Origin of the sequence: Mycobacterium sp. DL440 (genome assembly GCF_011745145.1) — a bacterium.
In the GTDB taxonomy this organism is placed as follows: Bacteria; Actinomycetota; Actinomycetes; order Mycobacteriales; family Mycobacteriaceae; genus Mycobacterium.
Window position 1 is genome coordinate 1,281,752 of the sequence record NZ_CP050191.1, and the last position, 21,919, is coordinate 1,303,670.

Annotated in this window: 22 protein-coding genes; 14 read left to right on the forward strand and 8 right to left on the reverse strand. The window is 67.7% G+C overall.

Annotated elements, in window-relative coordinates; genetic code table 11:
• Nucleotides 1-104 precede the first annotated feature (104 nt).
• From ctaD to HBE63_RS06390, 3 genes are read left to right on the forward strand one after another with little or no spacing between them, the layout of a single operon-like run.
• Nucleotides 105-1,832 (forward strand): cytochrome c oxidase subunit I, encoded by a 1,728-nt coding sequence (ctaD, locus tag HBE63_RS06380; protein ID WP_166909450.1) that lies wholly within the window; start codon nucleotides 105-107, stop codon nucleotides 1,830-1,832.
• Between the two features lie 42 nt (nucleotides 1,833-1,874).
• On the forward strand, nucleotides 1,875-3,116 hold the full coding sequence (gene serB / locus HBE63_RS06385) for a phosphoserine phosphatase SerB (protein ID WP_166904003.1): 1,242 nt from the start codon (nucleotides 1,875-1,877) through the stop codon (nucleotides 3,114-3,116).
• A gap of 36 nt (nucleotides 3,117-3,152) precedes the next feature.
• Nucleotides 3,153-3,461, forward strand: a complete 309-nt coding sequence (locus tag HBE63_RS06390; protein ID WP_166904004.1) for a hypothetical protein — start codon at nucleotides 3,153-3,155, stop codon at nucleotides 3,459-3,461.
• A 13-nt stretch (nucleotides 3,462-3,474) separates the two neighbouring features.
• Here the strand turns inward: HBE63_RS06390 and HBE63_RS06395 are convergent, their stop codons facing one another.
• Complete coding sequence (locus HBE63_RS06395; protein ID WP_166904005.1) at nucleotides 3,475-4,914, reverse strand: PLP-dependent aminotransferase family protein; 1,440 nt, start codon at nucleotides 4,912-4,914, stop codon at nucleotides 3,475-3,477.
• A gap of 64 nt (nucleotides 4,915-4,978) precedes the next feature.
• On the opposite strand from HBE63_RS06395, the gene HBE63_RS06400 reads away from it, so the two are divergent.
• The 8 genes from HBE63_RS06400 to HBE63_RS06435 all read left to right on the forward strand — a co-directional run bounded on the left by HBE63_RS06400 (nucleotide 4,979) and on the right by HBE63_RS06435 (nucleotide 11,153).
• On the forward strand, nucleotides 4,979-5,122 hold the full coding sequence (locus HBE63_RS06400) for a hypothetical protein (protein WP_166904006.1): 144 nt from the start codon (nucleotides 4,979-4,981) through the stop codon (nucleotides 5,120-5,122).
• A complete protein-coding gene (locus HBE63_RS06405; RefSeq protein WP_166904007.1) occupies nucleotides 5,119-5,835 on the forward strand; it encodes a YitT family protein in 717 nt (238 codons plus the stop codon). The genes HBE63_RS06400 and HBE63_RS06405 overlap by 4 nt, the downstream gene beginning before the upstream one ends.
• Nucleotides 5,766-6,635 carry an ABC transporter ATP-binding protein gene (locus tag HBE63_RS06410; protein WP_166904008.1) on the forward strand — a complete coding sequence of 290 codons (870 nt, stop codon included), beginning with the start codon at nucleotides 5,766-5,768 and terminating at the stop codon, nucleotides 6,633-6,635. The genes HBE63_RS06405 and HBE63_RS06410 overlap by 70 nt, the downstream gene beginning before the upstream one ends.
• A gap of 40 nt (nucleotides 6,636-6,675) precedes the next feature.
• The gene (locus HBE63_RS06415; protein WP_166904009.1) at nucleotides 6,676-7,512 is read left to right on the forward strand and encodes an NUDIX hydrolase; all 837 of its coding nucleotides are present in this window, start codon (nucleotides 6,676-6,678) and stop codon (nucleotides 7,510-7,512) included.
• On the forward strand, nucleotides 7,509-8,180 hold the full coding sequence (locus HBE63_RS06420; protein ID WP_166904010.1) for an enoyl-CoA hydratase: 672 nt from the start codon (nucleotides 7,509-7,511) through the stop codon (nucleotides 8,178-8,180). Before HBE63_RS06415 ends, HBE63_RS06420 begins: the two co-directional genes overlap by 4 nt.
• Before the next feature lie 79 nt (nucleotides 8,181-8,259).
• Nucleotides 8,260-9,216: a class I SAM-dependent methyltransferase gene (locus tag HBE63_RS06425; RefSeq protein WP_208301414.1), complete on the forward strand. Its 957-nt coding sequence runs from the start codon at nucleotides 8,260-8,262 to the stop codon at nucleotides 9,214-9,216.
• A gap of 71 nt (nucleotides 9,217-9,287) precedes the next feature.
• Nucleotides 9,288-10,388, forward strand: coding sequence for a class I SAM-dependent methyltransferase (locus HBE63_RS06430; RefSeq protein ID WP_243858542.1), 1,101 nt, complete (start codon nucleotides 9,288-9,290; stop codon nucleotides 10,386-10,388).
• A gap of 75 nt (nucleotides 10,389-10,463) precedes the next feature.
• Nucleotides 10,464-11,153, forward strand: coding sequence for an esterase (locus HBE63_RS06435; RefSeq protein WP_166904012.1), 690 nt, complete (start codon nucleotides 10,464-10,466; stop codon nucleotides 11,151-11,153).
• Nucleotides 11,154-11,160: 7 nt separating this feature from the next.
• Here HBE63_RS06435 and HBE63_RS06440 read toward each other — a convergent pair whose 3' ends face one another.
• The gene (locus HBE63_RS06440; protein ID WP_166904013.1) at nucleotides 11,161-12,444 is read right to left on the reverse strand and encodes a PQQ-binding-like beta-propeller repeat protein; all 1,284 of its coding nucleotides are present in this window, start codon (nucleotides 12,442-12,444) and stop codon (nucleotides 11,161-11,163) included.
• Between the two features lie 119 nt (nucleotides 12,445-12,563).
• Between HBE63_RS06440 and HBE63_RS06445 the strand changes: the two genes are divergently transcribed.
• Nucleotides 12,564-13,307 (forward strand): acyltransferase, encoded by a 744-nt coding sequence (locus tag HBE63_RS06445; RefSeq protein WP_166904014.1) that lies wholly within the window; start codon nucleotides 12,564-12,566, stop codon nucleotides 13,305-13,307.
• A 7-nt stretch (nucleotides 13,308-13,314) separates the two neighbouring features.
• Here the strand turns inward: HBE63_RS06445 and HBE63_RS06450 are convergent, their stop codons facing one another.
• From HBE63_RS06450 to HBE63_RS06475, 6 genes are all read right to left on the reverse strand, one after another.
• The gene (locus HBE63_RS06450; protein ID WP_166904015.1) at nucleotides 13,315-13,920 is read right to left on the reverse strand and encodes a hypothetical protein; all 606 of its coding nucleotides are present in this window, start codon (nucleotides 13,918-13,920) and stop codon (nucleotides 13,315-13,317) included.
• A gap of 75 nt (nucleotides 13,921-13,995) precedes the next feature.
• Nucleotides 13,996-14,754: a helix-turn-helix transcriptional regulator gene (locus HBE63_RS06455; RefSeq protein WP_166904016.1), complete on the reverse strand. Its 759-nt coding sequence runs from the start codon at nucleotides 14,752-14,754 to the stop codon at nucleotides 13,996-13,998.
• Nucleotides 14,747-16,141 (reverse strand): MFS transporter, encoded by a 1,395-nt coding sequence (locus tag HBE63_RS06460; RefSeq protein ID WP_166904017.1) that lies wholly within the window; start codon nucleotides 16,139-16,141, stop codon nucleotides 14,747-14,749. Before HBE63_RS06460 ends, HBE63_RS06455 begins: the two co-directional genes overlap by 8 nt.
• 40 nt (nucleotides 16,142-16,181) lie before the next feature.
• Complete coding sequence (locus HBE63_RS06465) at nucleotides 16,182-17,423, reverse strand: glycosyltransferase family 4 protein (protein ID WP_166904018.1); 1,242 nt, start codon at nucleotides 17,421-17,423, stop codon at nucleotides 16,182-16,184.
• Nucleotides 17,424-17,514: 91 nt separating this feature from the next.
• Entirely contained in the window at nucleotides 17,515-18,999 is a 1,485-nt protein-coding gene (locus HBE63_RS06470) for a glycoside hydrolase family 57 protein (RefSeq protein ID WP_243858691.1), read from the reverse strand.
• Between the two features lie 113 nt (nucleotides 19,000-19,112).
• A complete protein-coding gene (locus tag HBE63_RS06475) occupies nucleotides 19,113-19,886 on the reverse strand; it encodes a bifunctional 2-polyprenyl-6-hydroxyphenol methylase/3-demethylubiquinol 3-O-methyltransferase UbiG (protein WP_166904020.1) in 774 nt (257 codons plus the stop codon).
• A 228-nt stretch (nucleotides 19,887-20,114) separates the two neighbouring features.
• On the opposite strand from HBE63_RS06475, the gene HBE63_RS06480 reads away from it, so the two are divergent.
• Entirely contained in the window at nucleotides 20,115-20,906 is a 792-nt protein-coding gene (locus tag HBE63_RS06480; RefSeq protein ID WP_166904021.1) for an electron transfer flavoprotein subunit beta/FixA family protein, read from the forward strand.
• Nucleotides 20,907-20,928: 22 nt separating this feature from the next.
• On the forward strand, nucleotides 20,929-21,885 hold the full coding sequence (locus tag HBE63_RS06485; protein WP_166904022.1) for an electron transfer flavoprotein subunit alpha/FixB family protein: 957 nt from the start codon (nucleotides 20,929-20,931) through the stop codon (nucleotides 21,883-21,885).
• Nucleotides 21,886-21,919 lie beyond the last annotated feature (34 nt).

Below are 21,919 nucleotides of genomic sequence, written 5' to 3' on the forward strand. Positions count from 1 at the left end.
ACTCAGTACGACGGTTTGTAGGACCCAGGGGCGCACAAGCCGTCGGGAGCGTTAGGATTCAGGTCGATATGCGGGATTTCCCGAACGAATTTTTGGAGGATCTCTTGGTAGCCGAAGCGCCCCCAATCGGAGAAGTCGAGGCACGTCGTCCTTTTCCGGAACGGATGGGCCCCAAGGGCAATCTGATCTACAAGCTCATCACGACGACCGATCACAAGCTGATCGGCATCATGTACTGCGTCGCCTGCTTCGCCTTCTTCTTCATCGGCGGTCTGATGGCGCTGCTCATGCGTACCGAATTGGCGATGCCCGGGTTGCAGTTCCTGAGCAATGAGCAGTTCAACCAGCTGTTCACCATGCACGGCACGGTGATGCTGCTGTTCTATGCCACCCCGATCGTGTTCGGGTTCGCCAACCTGGTGCTGCCGCTGCAGATCGGCGCGCCCGACGTGGCATTCCCGCGGCTGAACGCCCTGTCGTTCTGGCTGTTCCTGTTCGGTGCGCTGATCGCGATGGGCGGCTTCATCACCCCCGGCGGTGCCGCGGACTTCGGATGGACGGCCTACTCACCGCTGACCGACGCCATCCACTCCCCGGGCGCCGGTGGTGACCTGTGGATCCTGGGTCTGGCCGTCGGTGGTCTGGGCACCATCCTCGGTGGCGTCAACATGATCACCACCATCGTGTGCATGCGTGCGCCGGGCATGACCATGTTCCGGATGCCGATCTTCACCTGGAACATCCTGGTGACGTCGATCCTGGTGCTGTTGGCCTTCCCGATCCTGACCGCCGCGCTGTTCGGCCTCGCCGCCGACCGCCACCTGGGCGCCCACATCTACGACCCCGCCAACGGCGGCGTCCTGTTGTGGCAGCACCTGTTCTGGTTCTTCGGTCACCCCGAGGTGTACATCATCGCGCTGCCGTTCTTCGGCATCGTGTCCGAGATCTTCCCGGTGTTCAGCCGCAAACCGATCTTCGGTTACACCACGCTGATCTACGCCACCATCAGCATCGCGGCCCTGTCGGTCGCCGTGTGGGCGCACCACATGTACGCCACCGGCGCCGTCCTGCTGCCGTTCTTCTCCTTCATGACGTTCCTGATCGCTGTCCCGACCGGCATCAAGTTCTTCAACTGGATCGGCACGATGTGGAAGGGCCAGCTGACATTCGAGACGCCGATGCTGTTCTCGGTCGGCTTCCTGATCACCTTCCTGCTCGGTGGCCTGTCCGGCGTGCTGCTGGCCAGCCCGCCGATCGACTTCCACGTCACCGACAGCTACTTCGTCATCGCGCACTTCCACTACGTGCTCTTCGGCACCATCGTGTTCGCCACCTACGCGGGCATCTACTTCTGGTTCCCGAAGATGACCGGACGTCTGCTCGACGAACGCCTGGGCAAGCTGCATTTCTGGCTGACCTTCATCGGCTTCCACACCACCTTCCTGGTGCAGCACTGGGTCGGTGACGAGGGCATGCCGCGTCGCTACGCCGACTACCTGCCGTCGGACGGCTTCACCACGCTCAACGTGATCTCCACGATCGGTGCCTTCATCCTGGGCATCTCGACGTTGCCGTTCGTGTGGAACGTGTTCAAGAGCTGGCGCTACGGCGAGCCGGTGATGGTCGACGACCCCTGGGGTTACGGCAACTCGCTGGAGTGGGCGACCTCTTGCCCGCCGCCGCGGCACAACTTCACCGAGCTGCCCCGGATCCGTTCGGAGCGTCCGGCGTTCGAGCTGCACTACCCGCACATGGTCGAGCGGATGCGCGCCGAGGCCCACGTGGGCCGCACGCATCACCCAGAGCTCGAGTCTGCGGACAGCTCCAGCTGACGGGTGGCAGCAACCGGGGGTGAGCACGTCGAAGGTGTTTCGATGACTGGTGCTCCACGAGAGCGCTCGTCGGTTCTGATCACCGTCACCGGGGTCGATCAGCCCGGTGTCACCTCGGCACTGTTCGAGGTGCTCGCCCGCCATCAAGTGGAACTGCGCAACGTCGAACAGGTCGTGGTCCGCGGCCGGCTCACCCTGGGTGTGCTGGTCGCGGCACCCATCGAAACGGCTGCCGACGCCCTGCGCAGTGACGTCGAGACAGCGATTCACCGACTCGGCCTGGACGTGACGATCGAGCGCAGCCACGACATGCCCGTCATGCGCGAGCCCTCGACGCACACGATCGTGGTGCTGGGCCGTCCGATCACCGCCGAGGCGTTCAGCGTGGTGGCCCGCGCGGTGGCGGGCTTGGGCGTCAACATCGACACGATCCGCGGGGTGTCCGACTACCCGGTGACCGGCCTGGAACTGCGGGTGTCGGTGCCGCCAGGCGCCGCCTACGGTCAACTGCAGTCGGCGTTGGCCCAGGTGGCGGCGGATGAAGGCGTCGACATCGCGCTCGAGGATTACAGCCTGGCCCGTCGGGCCAAACGCCTCATCGTCTTCGACGTCGATTCCACTCTGATCCAGGGTGAGGTCATCGAGATGCTGGCCGCCCGGGCCGGCATGGAAGCCCAGGTGGCCGCCGTCACCGAAGCCGCGATGCGCGGCGAGCTGGATTTCGCCGAATCCCTGCACCGCCGGGTGGCGACCCTGGCGGGCCTGCCCGCTTCGGTGCTCGACGATGTCGCCGAACAAGTCGAGCTGACGCCCGGCGCCCGGACCACCATCCGGACCCTGCGGCGGCTCGGCTTTCACTGCGGCGTGGTGTCAGGCGGCTTCCGTCAGGTCATCGAGCCGCTCGCCCACGAACTCATGCTGGACTACGTGGCCGCCAACGAACTGGAGGTCATCGACGGCAAGCTGACCGGGCGCGTCATCGGCCAGATCATCGACCGCCCAGGAAAAGCCAAGGCGCTGAGAGATTTCGCCCAGCAGGTCGGCGTGCCCATGGAACAGACCGTGGCCGTCGGCGACGGGGCCAACGACATCGACATGCTGGCGGCCGCCGGACTCGGCGTCGCCTTCAACGCCAAGCCCGCGTTGCGTGAGGTCGCGGACGCCTCGTTGAGCCATCCGTACTTGGACACCGTGCTGTTCATCCTCGGCGTCACCCGCGGCGAGATCGAGGCCGCAGACGCCCTGGACGGCGTGTTGCGTCGCGTCGAGATCCCGGAGGACTGACGCCGCGCCGGGTCACCCCTGAAGTAGGGTAGGGGCATGGCGAACCTGAAGCACACGGTCGTGGTTGGCGTGTTCGCCGTTGCGGCAGTTCTGGGACAGTTGGCGGTCGCGGCCCCGGCCGAGGCCAAGCGATGCCCGTCGGGAACGGTGCAGACGAAGTTCGACGGCGTATGCGTGGCCGGTTCGTCCGGCGGCGGGATGGGCGCCGTGGCACCGCCGGTGATGGCGCCCAGCGCCGGGGGAACCAACATCACGAACAAGCCGGGCCAATTGCCGACGGTGAATGGGATTCCGTGCACCATCGAGCATTACAGCACCTGCTACGCAATGTCGCAGCAGCCGTAGCATCTGCGCGGGCTCAGACCACCAACGTCTGCGGTTGCGCGCTGAGCGTGCCGGTGATGCTGTGCCAGGCCCGCGACAACAGTTGCACCGCCTCTTCCAATTCCGGCTCCGGCAGCGCATAAGGCAGCCGGATGAACCGCTCCAGCGTGCCGTCCACCCCGAACCGCGGCCCGGCGGGCACATCCAGACCCAGGCGCATCGCGGCGGCCGACAATGCGGTGCTCATCGGCGTGGGTAGCTTCACCCACAGCGACATTCCGCCGCGGCCGTGCCCGGGCTGCCAATCCGGAAGTTCCCGGGCCAGCAGCGCCACGAGGAACTCCCTACGGGCGCGGATGATCTCGCGCCGTTCCGGCAGCACCTCCGCGCGCATCGCGAGCAACCGCGCCGCCGCGAGTTGTTCGAGGATCGGGGTGCCGAGGTCCACCGAGGATCGGATCGCGGCGATGGTGGCCAGCGTGCCGCGCTCGGCGCGAATCCAGCCGACGCGCAGACCACCCCAGAACGATTTCGACATCGAGCCGATGGTCAGCACCAGATCGTTGCGGGGCACCGAGGCCGCCAGCGGTTCGGGCGGCGCCTCGTCGATCCACATGTCGGCGATCGATTCGTCGACGATGGTGCGGGTGCGCGTATCGGAAATGATCTGCCCCAACCGCTTTCGCTCTGCGATGGGCATGGTGAACCCGGTCGGGTTGTGGCTGTCGGGAACCAGGTAGGCCAGACTCGGGGCGAGCTGCCGCAGCGCGGCCTGCACGGCGTCGAGCTCCCAGCCGTCGTCGGTGAGTGCGACCGGGACCGCCCGCGCTCCCGCGGTCGAGATCGCCGACAGAGCACCGTGATAGGTGGGCTGCTCGACGAGGACCCGGTCGCCCGGCTGGGTGTGGCTGGCCAGGATCAGTCCGATGGCGTGCTGGGCGCCGGTGGTCACCATGATCTGGCTCGGATCGGTGGGTAGACCTCTGGAGCAATATCTTTCGGCGATGGCCGCACGCAGCGGGCCGACTCCCATCAGTTCGTGACCGGGCTCGCGCAGGTACGGCGCGATATCGCGGGCCCCTTCGGCGAACGCTTCCAGTACGGCGGTGCCGGGTGCGGACAGAGCGGCGGCGGCCAGGCTGACCCTCGGCGTGGTGGTCTCGGGCTGAATGTGGCCGGCGGCCGGCAGGGCGGTGATGCTGCGGGCCCCGCGGCGCGCGTGCAGGTACCCGTCGTCGCGCAGCTGGGCGAAGGCCGCGGTGACCGTGGTGCGCGACACCCGCAGGGACTCCGCCAGGGCCCGTTCGCTGGGAATTCGTGACCCGACCGGAACACGGCCGTCCACGATGAGCAGCCGGATGGCATCGGCCAGGCCCAGGTAGGCGGGGCCACTTTGACTCGAGGTACGCCAGTTGCCCAATTCGCGCGCCAACAGGTCCACATCGAGAGCTCTGGTGGCCATATCCGCAGACATAATGAGGCCAGTATGGGCCAACTGGATATTGATGCGCAATCCAGATGGCCGCAATCATGGATGCATGGCCCGGAACTGGATTTCTCGATTGGCGGAGAATCTCCGCCGCGTGTACGACACCAACAGCTACGGCGACCACGATGTGGACGCCCGCCGGGTGCGCAGCGAGCTCGACGCGATCCGCGTGCGATTCCCTGACCACGCATGAGGGCCGCATTCCAACGCGGAGCGCTGCTCCTGGTCGGCCTGTGCGGTTACGGCGTGTCGATGGCGATGATGGTGCGCGCCGGGCTCGGACTCGATCCATGGGACGTCTTCCATCAGGGCCTCACCCGGCACACATCGCTGTCCCTCGGGATGGCCTCGGCCGCCATCGGCGTCGTCGTCCTCCTGGCCTGGATCCCGCTGCGCAACCGGCCCGGAATTGGGACCGTCGCCAACGTCATCGTCATTGCTGTCACCGTCGATGCGACGCTGGCCGTCCTTCCGGCGCCGTCAGCATTGCCGGTGCGCATCGCGATGTTGATCGGTGCCGTGGTGCTCAACGCCATCAGCACCGTGCTCTACATCGGCGCCGGCCTGGGCCCGGGTCCTCGCGACGGCCTCATGACCGGACTCGTGGCCCGGACCGGGCTGTCGGTGCGCCTGGTGCGCACCGGGATTGAGGCGACGGTGCTGGCCGTGGGCTGGCTACTGGGCGGCACCGTCGGCATCGGCACCGTCGTCTACGCCGTCGGGATCGGGCCGTTGGTGCAGCTGTTCCTGCGACTGACCCCACGATCCTTGTTGTTCCACGATTTCAGCGGCGGGCGTGCCCGAGCGGACCGGGACCCGATCACTACGATGGGCGAGTGGCCTCAGGGGAACGCACCGACTCGACAATCAGCGATGACGGAGACGGAACCGACCCCGACCTGTTGATCGACTTCGCGCGCGTGACCCTGCGCCGCGGCGGCAACACTCTGGTCGGGCCGATCACCTGGGCCGTCGAGCTCGACGAACGCTGGGTGGTCATCGGTCCGAACGGCGCAGGCAAGACCTCGCTGCTGCGGATCGCGGCGGCCACCGAACATCCCTCGTCGGGCACCGCCTACGTGCTCGGTGAACGGCTGGGCCGCACCGACATGTCTGAGTTGCGGGCTCGCGTCGGACTCAGTAGCTCAGCGCTGTCGCAGCGGATTCCCGACGACGAGGTGGTGCGCGATCTGGTGGTATCGGCCGGCTATGCCGTGCTGGGCCGCTGGCGCGAGGACTACGAGGATGTCGACTACGCCCAGGCCGTCGACATGCTGGAGAGCGTGGGTGCCGAACACCTCGCCGAACGCACCTACGGGACGCTGTCGGAAGGCGAACGCAAACGGGTCCTGATCGCCCGCTCGCTGATGACCGACCCCGAGCTCCTTCTGCTCGACGAGCCCGCGGCCGGACTCGACCTCGGCGGGCGTGAAGAGCTGGTGGCGCGATTGACGGATCTGGCTGCCGACCCCGATGCGCCGGCCATGGTGCTGGTCACCCATCATGTCGAGGAGATTCCGGTGGGATTCAGCCACGCGCTGATCCTGTCGGAAGGCCATGCGGTTGCGTCGGGTCTGCTGACCGAGGTGTTGACTGCTGAGAACCTGTCCAAGGCGTTCGGCCAGTCGATCGCCCTGGATGTGATCGACGGGCGCTACTTCGCCCGCCGAACCAGGAGCCGTGCGGCTCATAGGAGGCGTGAATGACCAGCACCAGCACCGACGAGCGCTTGCGCGAGGAGCCGGCATGACCGACCCCCTGGTGCCGCGGCCGGCGGCCACAGTGATGTTGGTCCGGGACGCCGCCGAAGCGATCGAAGTCTTCATGATGCGCAGGCACGCGGCGATGGAGTTCGTCGCCGGGGTGATGGTGTTCCCCGGCGGCGGAGTCGACGACCGCGACCGCAACGCCGATATCGCCTGGTTCGGTCCCGGACCGGATTGGTGGGCCCAGCGCCTCGGGGTGGACACCGGGCTTGCCGAGGCGCTCGTGTGCGCCGCGGCCCGGGAGACCTTCGAGGAATCCGGGGTCCTGTTCGCCGGTTCCCCCAGCGGAACGGGCAATCCGGGCATCGTGTCCGACGCGTCCGTCTACGGCGAAGCACGTGCCGCCCTGGCCAACCACTCGTTGTCGTTCGCCGACTTCCTGCGCGACGAGAAGCTCGTGCTGCGTGCCGACCTGCTGCGGCCGTGGGACAACTGGATCACTCCCAAAGAGGAACGCACCCGTCGCTACGACACTTTCTTCTTCGTGGGCGCGCTGCCCGAGGGACAGCGGGCCGACGGTGAGAACACCGAAACCGACCGTGCGTTCTGGAGCACCCCGCAGGCCGGCCTCGACGACTTCGAACAGGGCAATTCGTTCCTGCTGCCGCCGACCTGGACCCAGCTCAATTCCCTCAGCGGTCGCTCGGTCGCCGACGTACTGGCGACCGAGCGCAAGATCGTCGCCACCGAACCCAACCTCTCCCTGGGTGAAGGGAGCTGGCAGATCGAGTTCTTCGACAGCGGCCGGTACAACGCGGCCAGGAACCATCGGGCGCCCCTGGATAGAGGTCCAGCGGCCGGGGAATCTACCCAATGAGCGAGTTCGTCAGCGTGATTACCGGGGTGACGCCGGAGCAGGACGGCGTCGGCACTCTGATGCTGTCGAGGCCACCGACCAACGCGCTGACTCGACAGATATACCGCGAGATCGTCGCGGCCGCCCATGAGCTGGGTGAACGCACCGACATCTCCGTGGTGATCCTGTTCGGTGGACACGAGATCTTCTGCGCCGGCGACGACGTACCCGAGCTGCGCACGCTGAACACCGCCGAGGCCGCGGCCGCGGACACGGCACTGCGCCAGTGCGTCGAGGCGGTGGCAGCCATCCCCAAACCCACCGTCGCCGCGATCACCGGCTACGCACTGGGCAGCGGAATGACCCTGGCGATGGCCGCCGATTGGCGGGTGAGCGGCGACAACGTCAAGTTCGGAGCGACCGAGATCCTGGCCGGCCTGGTTCCTCGCGCCGGCGGCGGTGCGCTGTTGGCCCAGACGATCGGCGCCAGCAAGGCCAAGGAACTGGTGTTCAGCGGACGGTTCGTCGGCGCCGAGGAAGCCCTGGAGCTCGGTCTGATCGACCAGATGGTGGCACCCGACCACGTCTACGACGAGGCGCTGGCCTGGGCACGGCGATTCGTCGACCATCCCGTGGAGGTGTTGGCCGCGGCGAAGGCTGCCGTCGACGGAGCGGTGGACCGGCCCTGACGCCGACCTGACCCGGCCCGTTAGGCTGCCCTGCATGACTGACATCAAGGATTCCGGCACCGACGCAGATATTGCCGGCATGCCGACTCCTAACCCGCACGCCACGGCCGAGCAGGTCGAAGCCGCGATGCACGACAGCAAGCTCGCGCAGGTGCTGTACCACGACTGGGAAGCCGAAACCTACGACGAGAAGTGGTCGATCTCCTACGACCAGCGGTGTATCGACTATGCCCGCGGCCGATTCGACGCGATCGTGCCCGAGGCCGAGCAGCGTGAGCTGCCGTACGACCGGGCCCTCGAGCTGGGCTGCGGTACCGGTTTCTTCCTGCTCAACCTGGTCCAGTCCGGGGTGGCGCGGCGCGGCTCGGTCACCGACCTGTCCCCGGGCATGGTCAAGGTGGCGACCCGCAACGGTCAGTCACTCGGCCTGGACATCGACGGACGGGTCGCCGACGCCGAGGGCATCCCGTACGAGGACAACACCTTCGACCTGGTGGTCGGGCACGCCGTACTGCACCACATTCCCGACGTCGAGCTCTCGCTGCGCGAGGTGGTCCGGGTGCTCAAGCCCGGCGGCCGTTTCGTCTTCGCCGGCGAGCCCACCACGACCGGCAACAAGTACGCGCGCGAGCTGTCCACTCTCACCTGGCACGCCACCACCAACCTGACCAAGCTGCCCTGGCTGAGCGAATGGCGTCGGCCCCAGGCCGAACTCGACGAGTCGTCCCGTGCCGCGGCGCTGGAAGCCGTCGTCGACCTGCACACCTTCGACCCGGCCGATCTGGAACGGATGGCCTCCAATGCCGGCGCGGTCGAAGTTCGCACCGCCAGCGAGGAATTCACCGCGGCGATGCTCGGCTGGCCGGTACGCACCTTCGAAGCAGCGGTGCCCCCGGAGCGCTTGGGCTGGGGCTGGGCCAAGTTCGCGTTCAACAGCTGGACCACGCTCAGCTGGGTCGACGCCAACGTGTGGCGCCGTGTGGTTCCCAAGGGCTGGTTCTACAACGTGATGGTCACCGGAGTTAAGCCGTCGTAGCGTTCGATCTCGCCGATGTCACATATCTGCGCTCGGAGGCGGGACAGCAGGCACTGGCTCGGGTTGCCGGGATGTCGTTGACCGGAGCGGCCTTGGTCAGCGACATCGCCTCGGTCCGAGCGCAATTCGGTGACCATGCGGCGGTGCTTGTGGAGACCGTGCAACTGCGCAGACGTGCGCAGGCCAAGTTCACCGACCCGGACCGGTGGCTGTTTACCGACGAGGCGCTGCAACAGGCGACTGCCGCACCGGTGGCCGCCCACCGGGCCCGCAGGCTGACTGGGGCGCGGGTTCACGACGCCACCTGTTCGATCGGCAGTGAGCTTGTGACACTGCGGGATTGCGCCGCTCAGGTGATCGGCAGCGACCTCGATCCGGTGCGGCTGGCGATGGCAGCCAACAATCTTGATGACGGCGGCCCCGCTGTGTCACTGTGCCGGGCCGACGCACTGGTGCCCATCACCCGCGACACGGTGGTGATCATCGACCCCGCCCGCCGGTCCGGCGGACGGCGCCGCTTCGACCCGCGTGCCTACACCCCGGCGCTCGACGCGGTCCTGGACGTCTACGGTGGCCGGGACCTGGTGGTGAAGTGTGCCCCGGGCATCGATTTCGACGAGCTCACCAAGATGGGGTTCACCGGTGAGATCGAGGTGACCTCGGTGGGCGGCAGCGTCCGGGAGGCCTGCCTGTGGTCACCCGGCCTGACCGAACCCGGTGTGCGGCGGCGGGCCAGCATGCTCGAAACGTCCGAACAGATCACCGACGCCGAACCCGACGACTGCCCGGTCGCCGCGGCGGGCCGCTGGATCGTCGACCCGGACGGTGCGGTGGTGCGCGCCGGGCTGGTGCGCCACTACGCGGCCCGGCACGGCCTGTGGCAGCTCGATCCCGACATCGCCTACCTGTCCGGTGACGAGCTGCCTGCCGGGGTGCGCGGCTTCGAGGTCCTCGAGCAGCTGCAATTCCAGGAACGCCGACTTCGGGCCGCGCTGGCTGCCCGGTCGGTAGGGGCACTGGAAATCCTGATCCGTGGCGTGGACGTCGACCCCGATGTGCTGCGGACGCGGATGCGGCTGCGCGGCACCGAGCACCTTGCCGTGGTGATCGCCCGGCTCGGTTCCGGGGCCGCCAGTCGGGCAACGGCATTCATTTGTCGCCCGTCTCGATAACCGCCAAGTAACCTGGTCCCAAACACGCCGGTGGATCCACCGGTGTGAGTTGATCGCCTGCGAGGACGACTGACGATGCGAATTCCCCCTGTGACAGCGCTGCTGGCGGCCGGTGCGCTGCTCGGCTGGCTCGGCATGCCCGTGGTGGCCGCGCAGTCGGCCTGTGTCGACCTCGGCGGCACCGTCGACGGTGACCAGATCTGTCAGGTGCACACCGCCAATGCCACCTACACACTGGATTACACGTTCCCGGTCGGCTATCCCGATCAGCAGGCGGTGGCCGGTTACCTGATCCAGACGCGCGACGGCTTCGTCAACGTCTCGGGTATGCCCGGATCACGCGATCAGCCGTACGTCCTGGACGCCAAAGGCACGGCCTACAGTTCCGGGACGCCACCACACACCCAGAGCCTGGTGTTCGAGGTGTATCAAAACGTCGGCGGCGCCCACCCGCAGACCTGGTACAAGACGTTCAACTACAACGTGGCCACCCGGGCACCGATCACCTTCGACACCTTGTTCAAGCCGGGATCCAGGCCGCTGGACGTGATCTTCCCGATCGTGCAGCGCGAATTGCAGAAGCAGTCCGGCGTCGAACAGGCGATCGCGCCGGCCGTCGGCCTGGACCCCACGCACTATCAGAACTTTGCGATCACCGACGACTCGGTGATCTTCTTCTTCGGCCAGGGAGAACTGTTGCCCGAGGCCGCCGGAGCCAGCCAGGCAGGAGTTCCACGGTCCGCCGTGGCGGCCCTGCTGGCCTGAGCTCCGATCACGCCGGCGCGAACCCGTACACCTGACCGTCACTGGTCGCGGTGACGATCCGGTGGTCCTGGCCGATCGACACCCCGACCGGCCAGCCGGTGGCCTCGGGTACGGGATAACTGTTGAGGGTGTGACCGTCGCCGCTGTCGAAGACCAACAGCGTCTGGCCGTGCCCGCCCTCACGGGCAACCGTGTAACCCACGCCGTCCGCGCGGCTCGACGTGGTCAGCGGTATGACGTCGTCACGGGTCCAGGCCACCTCGCCGTGGTCGCCGGCGTCGCGCACCGCGGTCAGTTTGGCCTCCGGCCCACCACCGGCCACGATCAGCCCGTCTGGTGACACCGACGGCGGAGTCTGGGCCAGGTAGGTCAGCGGCACCGACCATTTCGGTGAGCCGTCGGCGGAGTTGAGCGCCCACAGTTTCTGATCGCGGCCGTTGACGTAGACCGTCGACCCGTCGGCCGACAGCACCGGGCTGGCCAGCGGCCCGCGGTCCACGGCGGTGCTCGTCCATTCCTGCGTCAGCAATGTCTTCTCGCCGGGGTGGTAGCGCAGTGCCATCAGCACGGGCGCGTCGGCGCCGGGCTGCCACACGCTCAGCACCACGAGGCCGGCCTGATGCGAGAACGCCGGGGCGGCTGCCACCGGGCATCGCGACCGGGCCGGCTGGCAGTCGCCGAGACCGCGCTGTGAATCGGTCGGGTCCACGCCGGAGACCAGATCCAGCGGCGTGCCCTCGACCGTGCCGCGATGCCCGTTGAACACCAGTACCTGACCCAGATGGGTGACCACCAGCAGCTGACCGTCATCGAGAAGCCTGGGTGTGGTCGGCATACCGATCACCGGCTGGCGCCAACGGATCCATTGCGTCGGCGGGAAGGACAGGATGGTGCCGGGCTGGCCCACATAGACATTGTCGAACCCGTCGAACAGGGGACTGGACCAGCCACCTCCCAGTACCAGTCGCGTACACCAGCGTTGGCGGGCGTTGTTGTCGGCCTCCCACACCATCAACGAACACCCCCCGGCGGTCTGCGCATTGACGGCCAGGCGGTTGTCCGTGCTCAGCGCCACCTGGGCCGCCAGCTCACCCTTGACCGACCGGCTCCATTCCAGCCGGAGAGCTTCGGGACCACGGGATCGGATGAAACTGCTGTTGGCCGCATCTCCATATTGCGCTGACCAACCCTGTGCGGCCTGTGCGTCCACCCATGAATCGGTGTTCTCACAACCGGCGAGCAGGCCCGTGAACAGCACCGTGACCGCCAGTGCAAGGTATCGCCGGAACACGATGTCCTTTCGCCGAATACGCAGGGCGCTCGTAATAGTGACCCTGGTGAGGGTAACGCGGCCGCGTTGCGGCGCAGGACCCGGAAGCCGTCAGAAGTGCTCGCGTAGGCTGTCCGGCCATGACGACGATGTGGGGTGCCCCGATCCACAAGCGCTGGCGGGGCTCGCGGCTGCGTGATCCGCGCCAGGCGGATTTCCTGACCAAGGCCTCGCTCAAATGGGTGATCGACAACCGTGCCTACACCCCGTGGTACCTGGTGCGGTACTGGCGGCTGCTGAAGTTCAAGCTGGCCAACCCGCACATCATCACGCGCGGCATGGTGTTCCTGGGCAAAGGCGTGGAGATCCAGTGCACCCCGGAACTGGCGCAGATGGAGATCGGCCGCTGGGTGCACATCGGTGACAAGAACACCATCCGCTGCCACGAGGGCTCGCTGCGCATCGGCGACAAGGTGGTGCTCGGCCGCGACAACGTGATCAACACCTACCTGGACATCGAGCTCGGCGACTCCGCGTTGATGGCCGACTGGTGCTACGTGTGCGACTTCGACCACAAGATGGACAGCGTCGACTTGCCCATCAAGGACCAGGGGATCATCAAGGGCCCGGTGCGTATCGGCCCGGACACCTGGATCGCCGCCAAGGTAACCGTCCTGCGCAACACCTCGGTCGGCCGTGGCTGTGTGCTGGGCGCCCATGCGGTGGTCAAAGGTGAGATCCCCGATTTCTCGATCGCCGTGGGGGCGCCGGCCAAGGTGGTCAGGAATCGCAAGCTGGATTGGGAGACGTCCGCCGCCGAGCGCGCCGAACTCGCCGCGGCGCTGGCCGACATCGAGCGCAAGAAGGCCGCCAACAGCAACTAGCCACAGATCACGCCCCGTTGCACACCCCGGAGTCGCGGATCACGTTGCCGTAGACGTTGGCCGTGGCGATGTTGGCGTTGATCACCCCGGCCGGCTGTTGTTGCTGGATCTTGTCGCTGATCTGGGTCAGCTGATACCACAGGTGATAGATCGAGTCACCGTTGTACAGCGGTGAATACTCGCTCTGGTCCGGGTAATTGGTGATGTAGAGGGTGTGCGCGCGGGGGTCCAGGAACGCCGCGGACTGGTCGACATTGGCCTTCACGGCGTCGCCCGCGGCCTGCACGCCGGGGACGGTCCAATAGTCGTGCCGCTCGCCCAGGAAATGCTGGAAACCCACGATCTGACTCATCAACGTGCCGTACTGGGCGTTGAACCACTGGCAGGACTCACGCTGAGCGTCGACCTGCTCGGGAGTGACGCGTACCTGCCACAGGTTGTAGGGGAACACCGTGTAGTTCGGTGACCAGTCCGAAGGGTGGGGCACGAACGTGGGCAAGCTTGGCGTGGCGCCGCTGGGTTCGGCGGTGGCCGGTGCGGCGAGGCCGAGTGAGATTGCTGCGCCGACGAGCGCAGCGCAAGCCTTCCGTAGGTGTCTGCGGGTCCGGGTCACGGCTCGATTGTGCTTGGTGGACACCGCGGTGGACAGCGGTTCGGCGATTCTTGAACGCGCCCGTCAACCCGTGCGTCAACCCGTCCAGGCGATGCCGAACCGGTCGCTCAGGGCGGCGCGGTCGGAATCGGTCACGGTGAGAGCGCGGTGCCGCGGTGCGCGGCGCAGCCATTCCGCGGCCAGGAAATGGTGGAGAAGCGCCCGCCCCAACCCGCCGGCGATGTGGTGACGTTGTTCGGTCCAGTCCACGCAGTAGCGCACCACTGGCCTTGGGCCGGTGGGCAATTCGATTCCCATTTGATGAAGCAGGCTGCGTCCGCCTTCGGTCAGCTGATAGGGCACGTCGCGGCCGGGGCTGCTCAGCCGGTCGGTGCCGCCGGGGTGAAACCACCCGTCCCCGCCGGTGAGTACACCGCGATCGAGCAGGCTGCCCATGAGCTGCACGCCGAGCCGGCCGGCGATGTGGTCGTAACAGGTTCGGGCGGAGCGTAGCCGCGCCGCGCGGGTGCCCTCCCGTAGCGAGGTGACCGGCCGGGCCGGCGCCAGCCTGCCGAGTTGCTCGATGAGCGCACCGACCTCGGGACCGGCCAGCCGGTAGTAGCGGTGGCGGCCCTGGGTGCGTACCGCGAGCAGGCCGGCATCGGTCAGCTTGGCCAGATGACTGCTGGCCGTCGGACGGCTGATACCCGCTTCCTCGGCCAGCACACTGGCCGGTAGGGAACGGCCGTCGTCGAGCGCCAGCAGCACCTTGCAGCGCGCGGGGTCGGCCAGCAGCGCCGCCACCGCGGCGATATCCACCTCGGATGCCGAGGCCAATTCCTGTGCCTCACGCATCGCATGACTCCTTCCCGACGGTGTGGTCGCTGCGTTGCGCCGCTGCCCGCGTGCGTCGTGTCAGGTGTAGCGCCAACACCGCGCCCACCAACTGACACAGCGCACCCATGAGCAGCGCGAGCCGCACCCCGGCCGCACCGCCGACGCCCGTCATGGCACTACCCAACACCGCGACCCCGACAGTGATACCCAGCAGACGGGCCAGATTCACCACACCCGCGGCCAGGCCCGCCCGCCGCAGCGGGATCGCTTCCATGGCCAGCATCACCGCCGGGCCGGTATTGAGGGCCAGCCCGGCACCCGCGAGCACGAATGACAGCTCCAGCCACCCGACGGCACCCAGCGGGCCGGCCGCGGCGTAGAGCAGCGAGCCTGCCGCCATCAACACCAGTCCTGCGGCCATCGGTGGGCGTGGACCGGTGCGGCGGGCCAGCATGTTGGCCACGGGAATCAACGCCAGGTAGACGATCGGCATCGGCAGAAACCACACGGCGGTCGTCAGCGCGCTTAAGCCCCGAAGTTGTTGGAAGGCAAAGCTGTTCACGAGGAGCAGGCCATAGATGCCGAAAGTCATGGCGAAGGTTGCCAGCAGAGCGCCGACCAACTTGCGGCTACCGAACAGATCCAGCGGCAGCATGGGGTGCGGGCTGCGGCGCTGGGAGACCAGGAACGCGACGAACGCGCCCAGCGCTGCTGCTGCGATCGCCACGGTGTGCTGCCAACGCCAATCGTGTCCCTCTACCAGCACCAGCGTCGTGGCACCGAGCGCCAGGATCGCCAGGCACTGACCCGGCAGGTCGATGCGCGCGGCGCCCGGATCGCGCGAATCGGGCAGATGCGTGGCGCTGGCCGCCAACGCCAGCAGACCCACCGGCACGTTGACCCAGAAGATCCAGCGCCAGCCCACGGTCTCGGTCAGCACCCCGCCCAGCAGCGGCCCCAGCGCGGTACTGCTGGCCGCGGCCATCGCCCACGCCGCGGTGGCGCGGGCCCGTCCACGCGGGTCCGGAAAGACCGCCGCGGCGATGGCCAGGCCCTGCGGCAGCATCATCGCCGCGCCGACCCCCTGAACCGCCCGCGCCACCAGGAGCAGCGCAAGTGAGGGACTCAGCGCGCAGACGATCGACGCCGTGACGAACGTGGCCAAGCCGACCCGCAGCATGCGGCGTCGGCTGAACCGGTCACCGAGCGATCCGGCGGTCAGCAGAAACGCCGCGAACGTCACGTTGTAGGCGTCGATGGTCCATTGCGCGCCGGCCACCCCGCCGCCCAGGTCACGGGCGATCGCGGGTAGGGCCAGGTTGACGGCGTTCGCGTCGACTAGGCCGATGAACAACCCGAGGTACGCGGCGATCAGCGTTATGGCGGCAGAACGTTTGGGTGCCATATCCGCACGCTAGGTGCGGATTGATTCGACGCCGGTCGAATCAGCGGTCGGGCAGGGCGTGCTCGACGATCGGCCGACGCGGATGCGGTTCCCGCTCGGCACGTTTGGCGGCCAGATAGACCTGGCTGGTTTCGGCGGCCACGGTGTGCCAGTCGAAGTCGGCGCTGAGGCGTTCGCGCGCAGCGATCGCCCGGCGCTGGGCGGCCTCGGGATCATCGAGCACTGCGCGGACCGCCGCGGCGAGCCCCACCACATCCCGTGGCGCGAAGGACATTCCGGTCTGGCCGTCGATCACCGCTTCGCCCAGGCCGCCCACATTGGAGGTCACCAGCGGGGTGCCGGTGGCCGCGGCCTCCAGCGCCACGATGCCGAACGGCTCGTAGTGGCTGGGCAGCACGGCAGCGTCGGCCGCCTGCAGGGCCTGCAGCAATTCCTGGTGGTCGAGTCGCCCGACGAATCGGGTTGCCTTGAGCACCTTGTGCTTTCGGGCCTGGTCGACGAGCCACTGCTGCTGGGTGCCGTCGCCGGCGATGGTCAGGGTGGTGCCGGGGTGCGCACGGCGGACGCGGGGCAGGGCCGCGATTGCGTCGTGCACGCCCTTTTCGTATTCCAGGCGACCGAGGTAGAGCAACTCCGGTGGCCCCTGGCGGGGACGCCGTGGCGCGAACGGCCAGAGGTCGGCGTCGATCCCGTTGCGGATCACCCTGATCTCGGACAGTTCTGGTCCGAACAGTTCGGCGATCTCATCGCTCATCGACGCCGAACATGTGATCAGCGAATCGGATTCGCGCACCAGCCAGGACTCCACGGCGTGTACCTGGCGGCTGATCGGCCCGGAGACCCATCCGGAATGCCGCCCGGCCTCAGTGGCATGGATGGTGGAAACCAGTGGTACATCGAAATATTCGGCCAGGGCGATGGCGGGGTGGGCGACCAGCCAGTCGTGGGCGTGCACGATGTCGGGCACCCAGCGATCGCCCGAATAGTCTTTGACGGAAAGGCCGGTACGCACCATCGCGTGGCCCATGGCCAGGGTCCAGGCCATCATGTCCGTACCGAACTCGAACTCATGCGGATCCTGGGCGGCGGCCACCACCCGTACGCCCTCGCTGACCTCGTCAGTGGACGGATGCGTGCTCGGATCGGTGTCGGTGGGCCTGCGGCTGAGGACCACGACCTCGTGACCGGCTTCGGCCAGCGCGGTGGCCAGGTGGTGGACATGTCGGCCCAGACCGCCCACGACGACGGGCGGGTACTCCCATGACACCATCAGGATCTTCATGACTGCGTGCCTTCATGCCGGTGCGTGTGTGCGGACAATGCTGAGGATCGGCGGCGTGTCGGGTGGCAGACGCGCACGCTCGCGATGGTGGTCATTTTGGCAGACGCCGGGCGTCGAGGGCGCCGAACAGGCCGTCGGCCTTGTTCCAGCCGTCGGCGAGGCGCTCGGCATGGTCGCGACGGCCCGAGGCCAGTGCGTCGGAGATCTCGCGGGTCGCGTGGGCGTGCAGGTGAGCGCGGTAGCGCGCGTATTCGGCGGCTGAATCCTTGCTCACCATGAACGGCCAGTCACTGGACACCGTCAACAGGGTCTCCCGCAGGATCTGATCGGCCACCCGGTCGCGCGGGGTTGGCGCACCCACCGCGGCGTGCTGGGTGAGCGCCTTGTCCACGGTGCTCATGGCGCCGTCGACCACCTCGCTGTTGAGCGCCACCAGATCGGCCACCTTCTCGCCGTTCCAGACCTGCCAGTTCTTGCCTGAACCCCATGAGCTGGGCGGTAATTCGACGGGCGCACCGACGAAACCCTGGGCCTTGGCGTCCGCGAGGGTGCCCACCCGCACGCCGGCCTCGGGCAGTGCCCGCAGCACCCGGCCCAGCCACTCCGGGCCCTCGTACCACCAGTGTCCGAACAGTTCGGTGTCGAACGCGGCCACCACATGGGCCGGGCGACCGATCCGCTCGCTCTCGCTGATCAACCGGCGCCGGACCACCGCGACGAAGTCGGCGACATGCTCGTCGATCGCACGGTCGGCGCGCTGCGGATCGTAGGGCGCCTTCTCGTCGGACGGGACATTGCGACCGGTGACGCGGGACGGCTTGAGGCCCGTCGTGTGGTCGTAGGTGTGGAAATCCCGGTAGGCGGCGTGACCGGGGTAGCCCGACTTGGGCGACCAGACGCGGTAGCTGACCTGGAGGTCGCGGCCGAAGGCCACCACGTCGGACTCGCCGACGGGCCGGCCGAGCGCGGTGTCACCGTGCAGCGACGGGCCGTCGACCATGAAATGGCCGACACCGGCCGCGGCGTAACCGGTTTCCATACCCGGCGCGTACGCGCATTCGGGCGCCCAGATGCCGACCGGGGTGTGCCCGAACCGCTGCTGCGCGTCGGCCAGCCCCTCGCGCAGCGCGAACTCGCGCAACCGGGGGTTGAGCAGCGGCTGGAACGGGTGCGCCAGCGGGCCGCCGAGCAGTTCGATGGTCTCGGCGTCGATCAGCTGACGCAACAGCCCGCTGGCGCCGTGACTCCAGTAGGTGGTGAACTCCTCGATGGCTGCGCCGGCCTCGGAATACTCGCGAATCCCGAACTGCCGCAAACCTTCTGGCTCGCGCAGCGTCGTCGCCTCCTGGGCGCGCAGCTGCCAGTTGGATAGCCAGTGGTGCATACCCGTCAGGCAGTAGGGGTCATCGAGCTGGGCGGTGACCACCGGCGTCATGCCGAGGGTGATCAGGTGGCTGCGATCTTCGGCGGCCAGGCCCCGCAGCACGCGCATCAACGGCAGGTACGCCGCGGCCCAGGACTGGTAGAGCCATTCCTCGCCGACCGGCCAGCGGCCGTGATGGGCCAGCCAGGGCAGGTGGGTGTGTAGGACGAGCGTGAATAACCCCGGAGCCGGGTCGCCGGCGACATTGGGCCGGGGCGCCGGATCGCCGGCGACATTGGGCCCCGGAGCCGGGTCGGGATTCGAGGTCACGGCCGCACCGCGATCGCCACCAGATCGAGGCTGTCGTCAATGTTGCGCTCGTCGGCGGAAGTCAGGTCGAAATCGTCGATGCTCACCGCGGCCACATCGGCGAGCAGCCGCTCGGGCCACGGTGCGTCGGCCACGGCGCGCTGCACCTGCGCCTCGATGATCGACCCGCCGTGCCGGGCGTCCAGCTCCGCGAGCCCGGCGCCGTGAAAGACGCCGAGCATCGACTCGACGGTGAATCCGGCGTCCTGCAGCAGCTCGGTCAGCTCAGCGCCATTGAGTTCACGGGTGTGGAACGGGTTGAGCGGGGTGTCCCGACCGGGGGAGAAGGTGATGCGGTTGGGGGTGGAGACCAGGAATACGCCGCCGGGCCGCAGCACGCGGAAGCACTCGGAGACGAACTGCGCCTGGTCCCAGAGATGCTCGATGACCTGGAAGTTGACGACGACGTCGACCGACTGGTCGGCCAGGGGCAGCTCGGCGAGGTTGCCGTGCTGGATCTCCACCCGGGGGTAGCGGGCGCGCACGTGTGCCACCGTCGCCTCGTCGTAATCGAGTGCCACGACGCGGCGCGCCACGTCGGCGATCAGATCGGCGCCGTAGCCCTCACCGCAGCCGGCCTCCAGGACCTCACGATCGACGCACCGGTCGGCCAGTCGCTGATACACCACCTCATGGCGGCGGAACCAGTAGTTCTCCTCCGCCAGGCCGGGAATGGTCCGCTCGCCGGTAAGAGGAAGGGCGTTATCCGGGTCGCCAACGATTGCGCTCATTGGAAGGCAGGCTAACCCAGGCTTACCCAGGTTGAAGGGGTCGGTGGCGAATAACCAACGGTTCCCCTACCTCCGGGGTGTGGTAGGGGAGGCCGGAATACAAAGTCCGACCAGCTATGGTGTTTCTGCGAACCATCAAAAGTTACCGACCGGTAACATGATGCTAGTTGCCTAGAACGTGATATGAGCCCGGGCTACCGGTCTCATCGAGGAGGACGAACCAGAGTCATGACGAACATCGTGGTCCTGATCAAACAGGTCCCAGACACTTGGTCGGAGCGCAAGCTGTCCGACGGCGATTTCACCCTCGACCGCGAGGCTGCCGACGCCGTGCTCGACGAGATCAACGAGCGCGCCGTGGAAGAGGCGCTGTTGATCAAGGAGCGCGAGGGTGGAGACAGCACTGTCACCGTGCTGACCGCCGGCCCGGAGCGCGCCACCGAGGCGATCCGCAAGGCGCTGTCGATGGGTGCCGACAAGGCTGTGCACCTCAAGGACGACGGCCTGCACGGCTCCGACGTGATCCAGACGGGGTGGGCGCTGGCCCGCGCGCTGGGCACCATCGAGGGCACCGAGCTGGTCATCGCCGGTAACGAGGCCACCGACGGCGTTGGCGGCGCAGTCCCGGCCGTGATCGCCGAGTACCTCGGTCTGCCGCAGCTCACCCACGTGCGCAAGCTGACGGTCGAGGGCGGCAAGGTCACCGCCGAGCGTGAGACCGACGAGGGCGTGTTCAGCCTCGAAGCCGCGCTGCCGGCCGTGGTCAGCGTCAACGAGAAGATCAACGAGCCCCGCTTCCCCTCCTTCAAGGGCATCATGGCCGCGAAGAAGAAGGAAGTCACCGTGCTCACCCTCGCCGAGATCGGCGTGGAAGCCGATGAGGTCGGCGTCGCCAATGCCGGTTCCAAGGTGCTGTCTTCGACCCCGAAGCCGCCGAAGACCGCTGGTGAGAAGGTGACCGACGAAGGCGACGGCGGCACCAAGATCGCCGAGTACCTGGTCGCGCAAAAGCTGATCTAGCAGAAAGACATAACGAGAACTCATGGCTGAAGTACTTGTGCTCGCTGAGCACTCCGAAGGCGCATTGAAGAAGGTCAGCGCCGAGCTCATCACCGCCGCCCGTGTGCTGGGTGAGCCTGCCGCTGTCGTGGTGGGCAAGCCGGGCACCGCGGCCCCGCTGGTCGACGGCCTGAAGGCCGCCGGTGCGGCCAAGATCTACGTCGCCGAGTCTGACGACGCGGAGAGCTACCTGGTCACCCCCGTCGTCGACGTGCTGGCCGGGCTGGCCGAGACGGCCGCCCCCGCCGGCGTGATCGTCGCCGCCAGCGCTGACGGCAAGGAAGTTGCCGCCCGCCTGGCCGCGCGCATCGGCTCGGGCCTGCTGATCGACGCGGTCGAGGTCAAGGAGGGTGCGGTGGGCGTCCACAGCATCTTCGGTGGTGCCTTCACCGTCGAGGCGCAGGTCACCAGTGACACCCCGGTGATCACCGTGCGTCCGGGTGCCATCGAGGCCGCCCCGGCCGCCGGTGCCGGCGAGGTCGTCAACGTCGAGGTCCCGGCCCAGGCCGAGAACGCGACCAAGATCACCAAGCGCGAACCCGCCGTTGCCGGTGACCGCCCCGAGCTCACCGAGGCCAGTGTCGTGGTCGCCGGTGGTCGTGGTGTCGGCAGCGCCGAGAGCTTCTCGGTGGTCGAAGAGCTGGCCGACTCGCTGGGTGGTGCCGTCGGTGCCTCCCGTGCCGCGGTCGACTCGGGTTACTACCCGGGCCAGTTCCAGGTCGGCCAGACCGGTAAGACGGTGTCGCCGCAGCTGTACATCGCCCTGGGCATCTCCGGCGCGATCCAGCACCGCGCCGGCATGCAGACGTCGAAGACGATCATCGCGGTGAACAAGGACGAGGAAGCTCCGATCTTCGAGATCGCCGACCTCGGCATCGTCGGCGACCTGTTCAAGGTGAGCCCGCAGCTGACTGAGGCGGTCAAGGCCCGCAAGGGATAGTTCCCCCAAGGCGTCAACGCAGAACCCCGGTGCA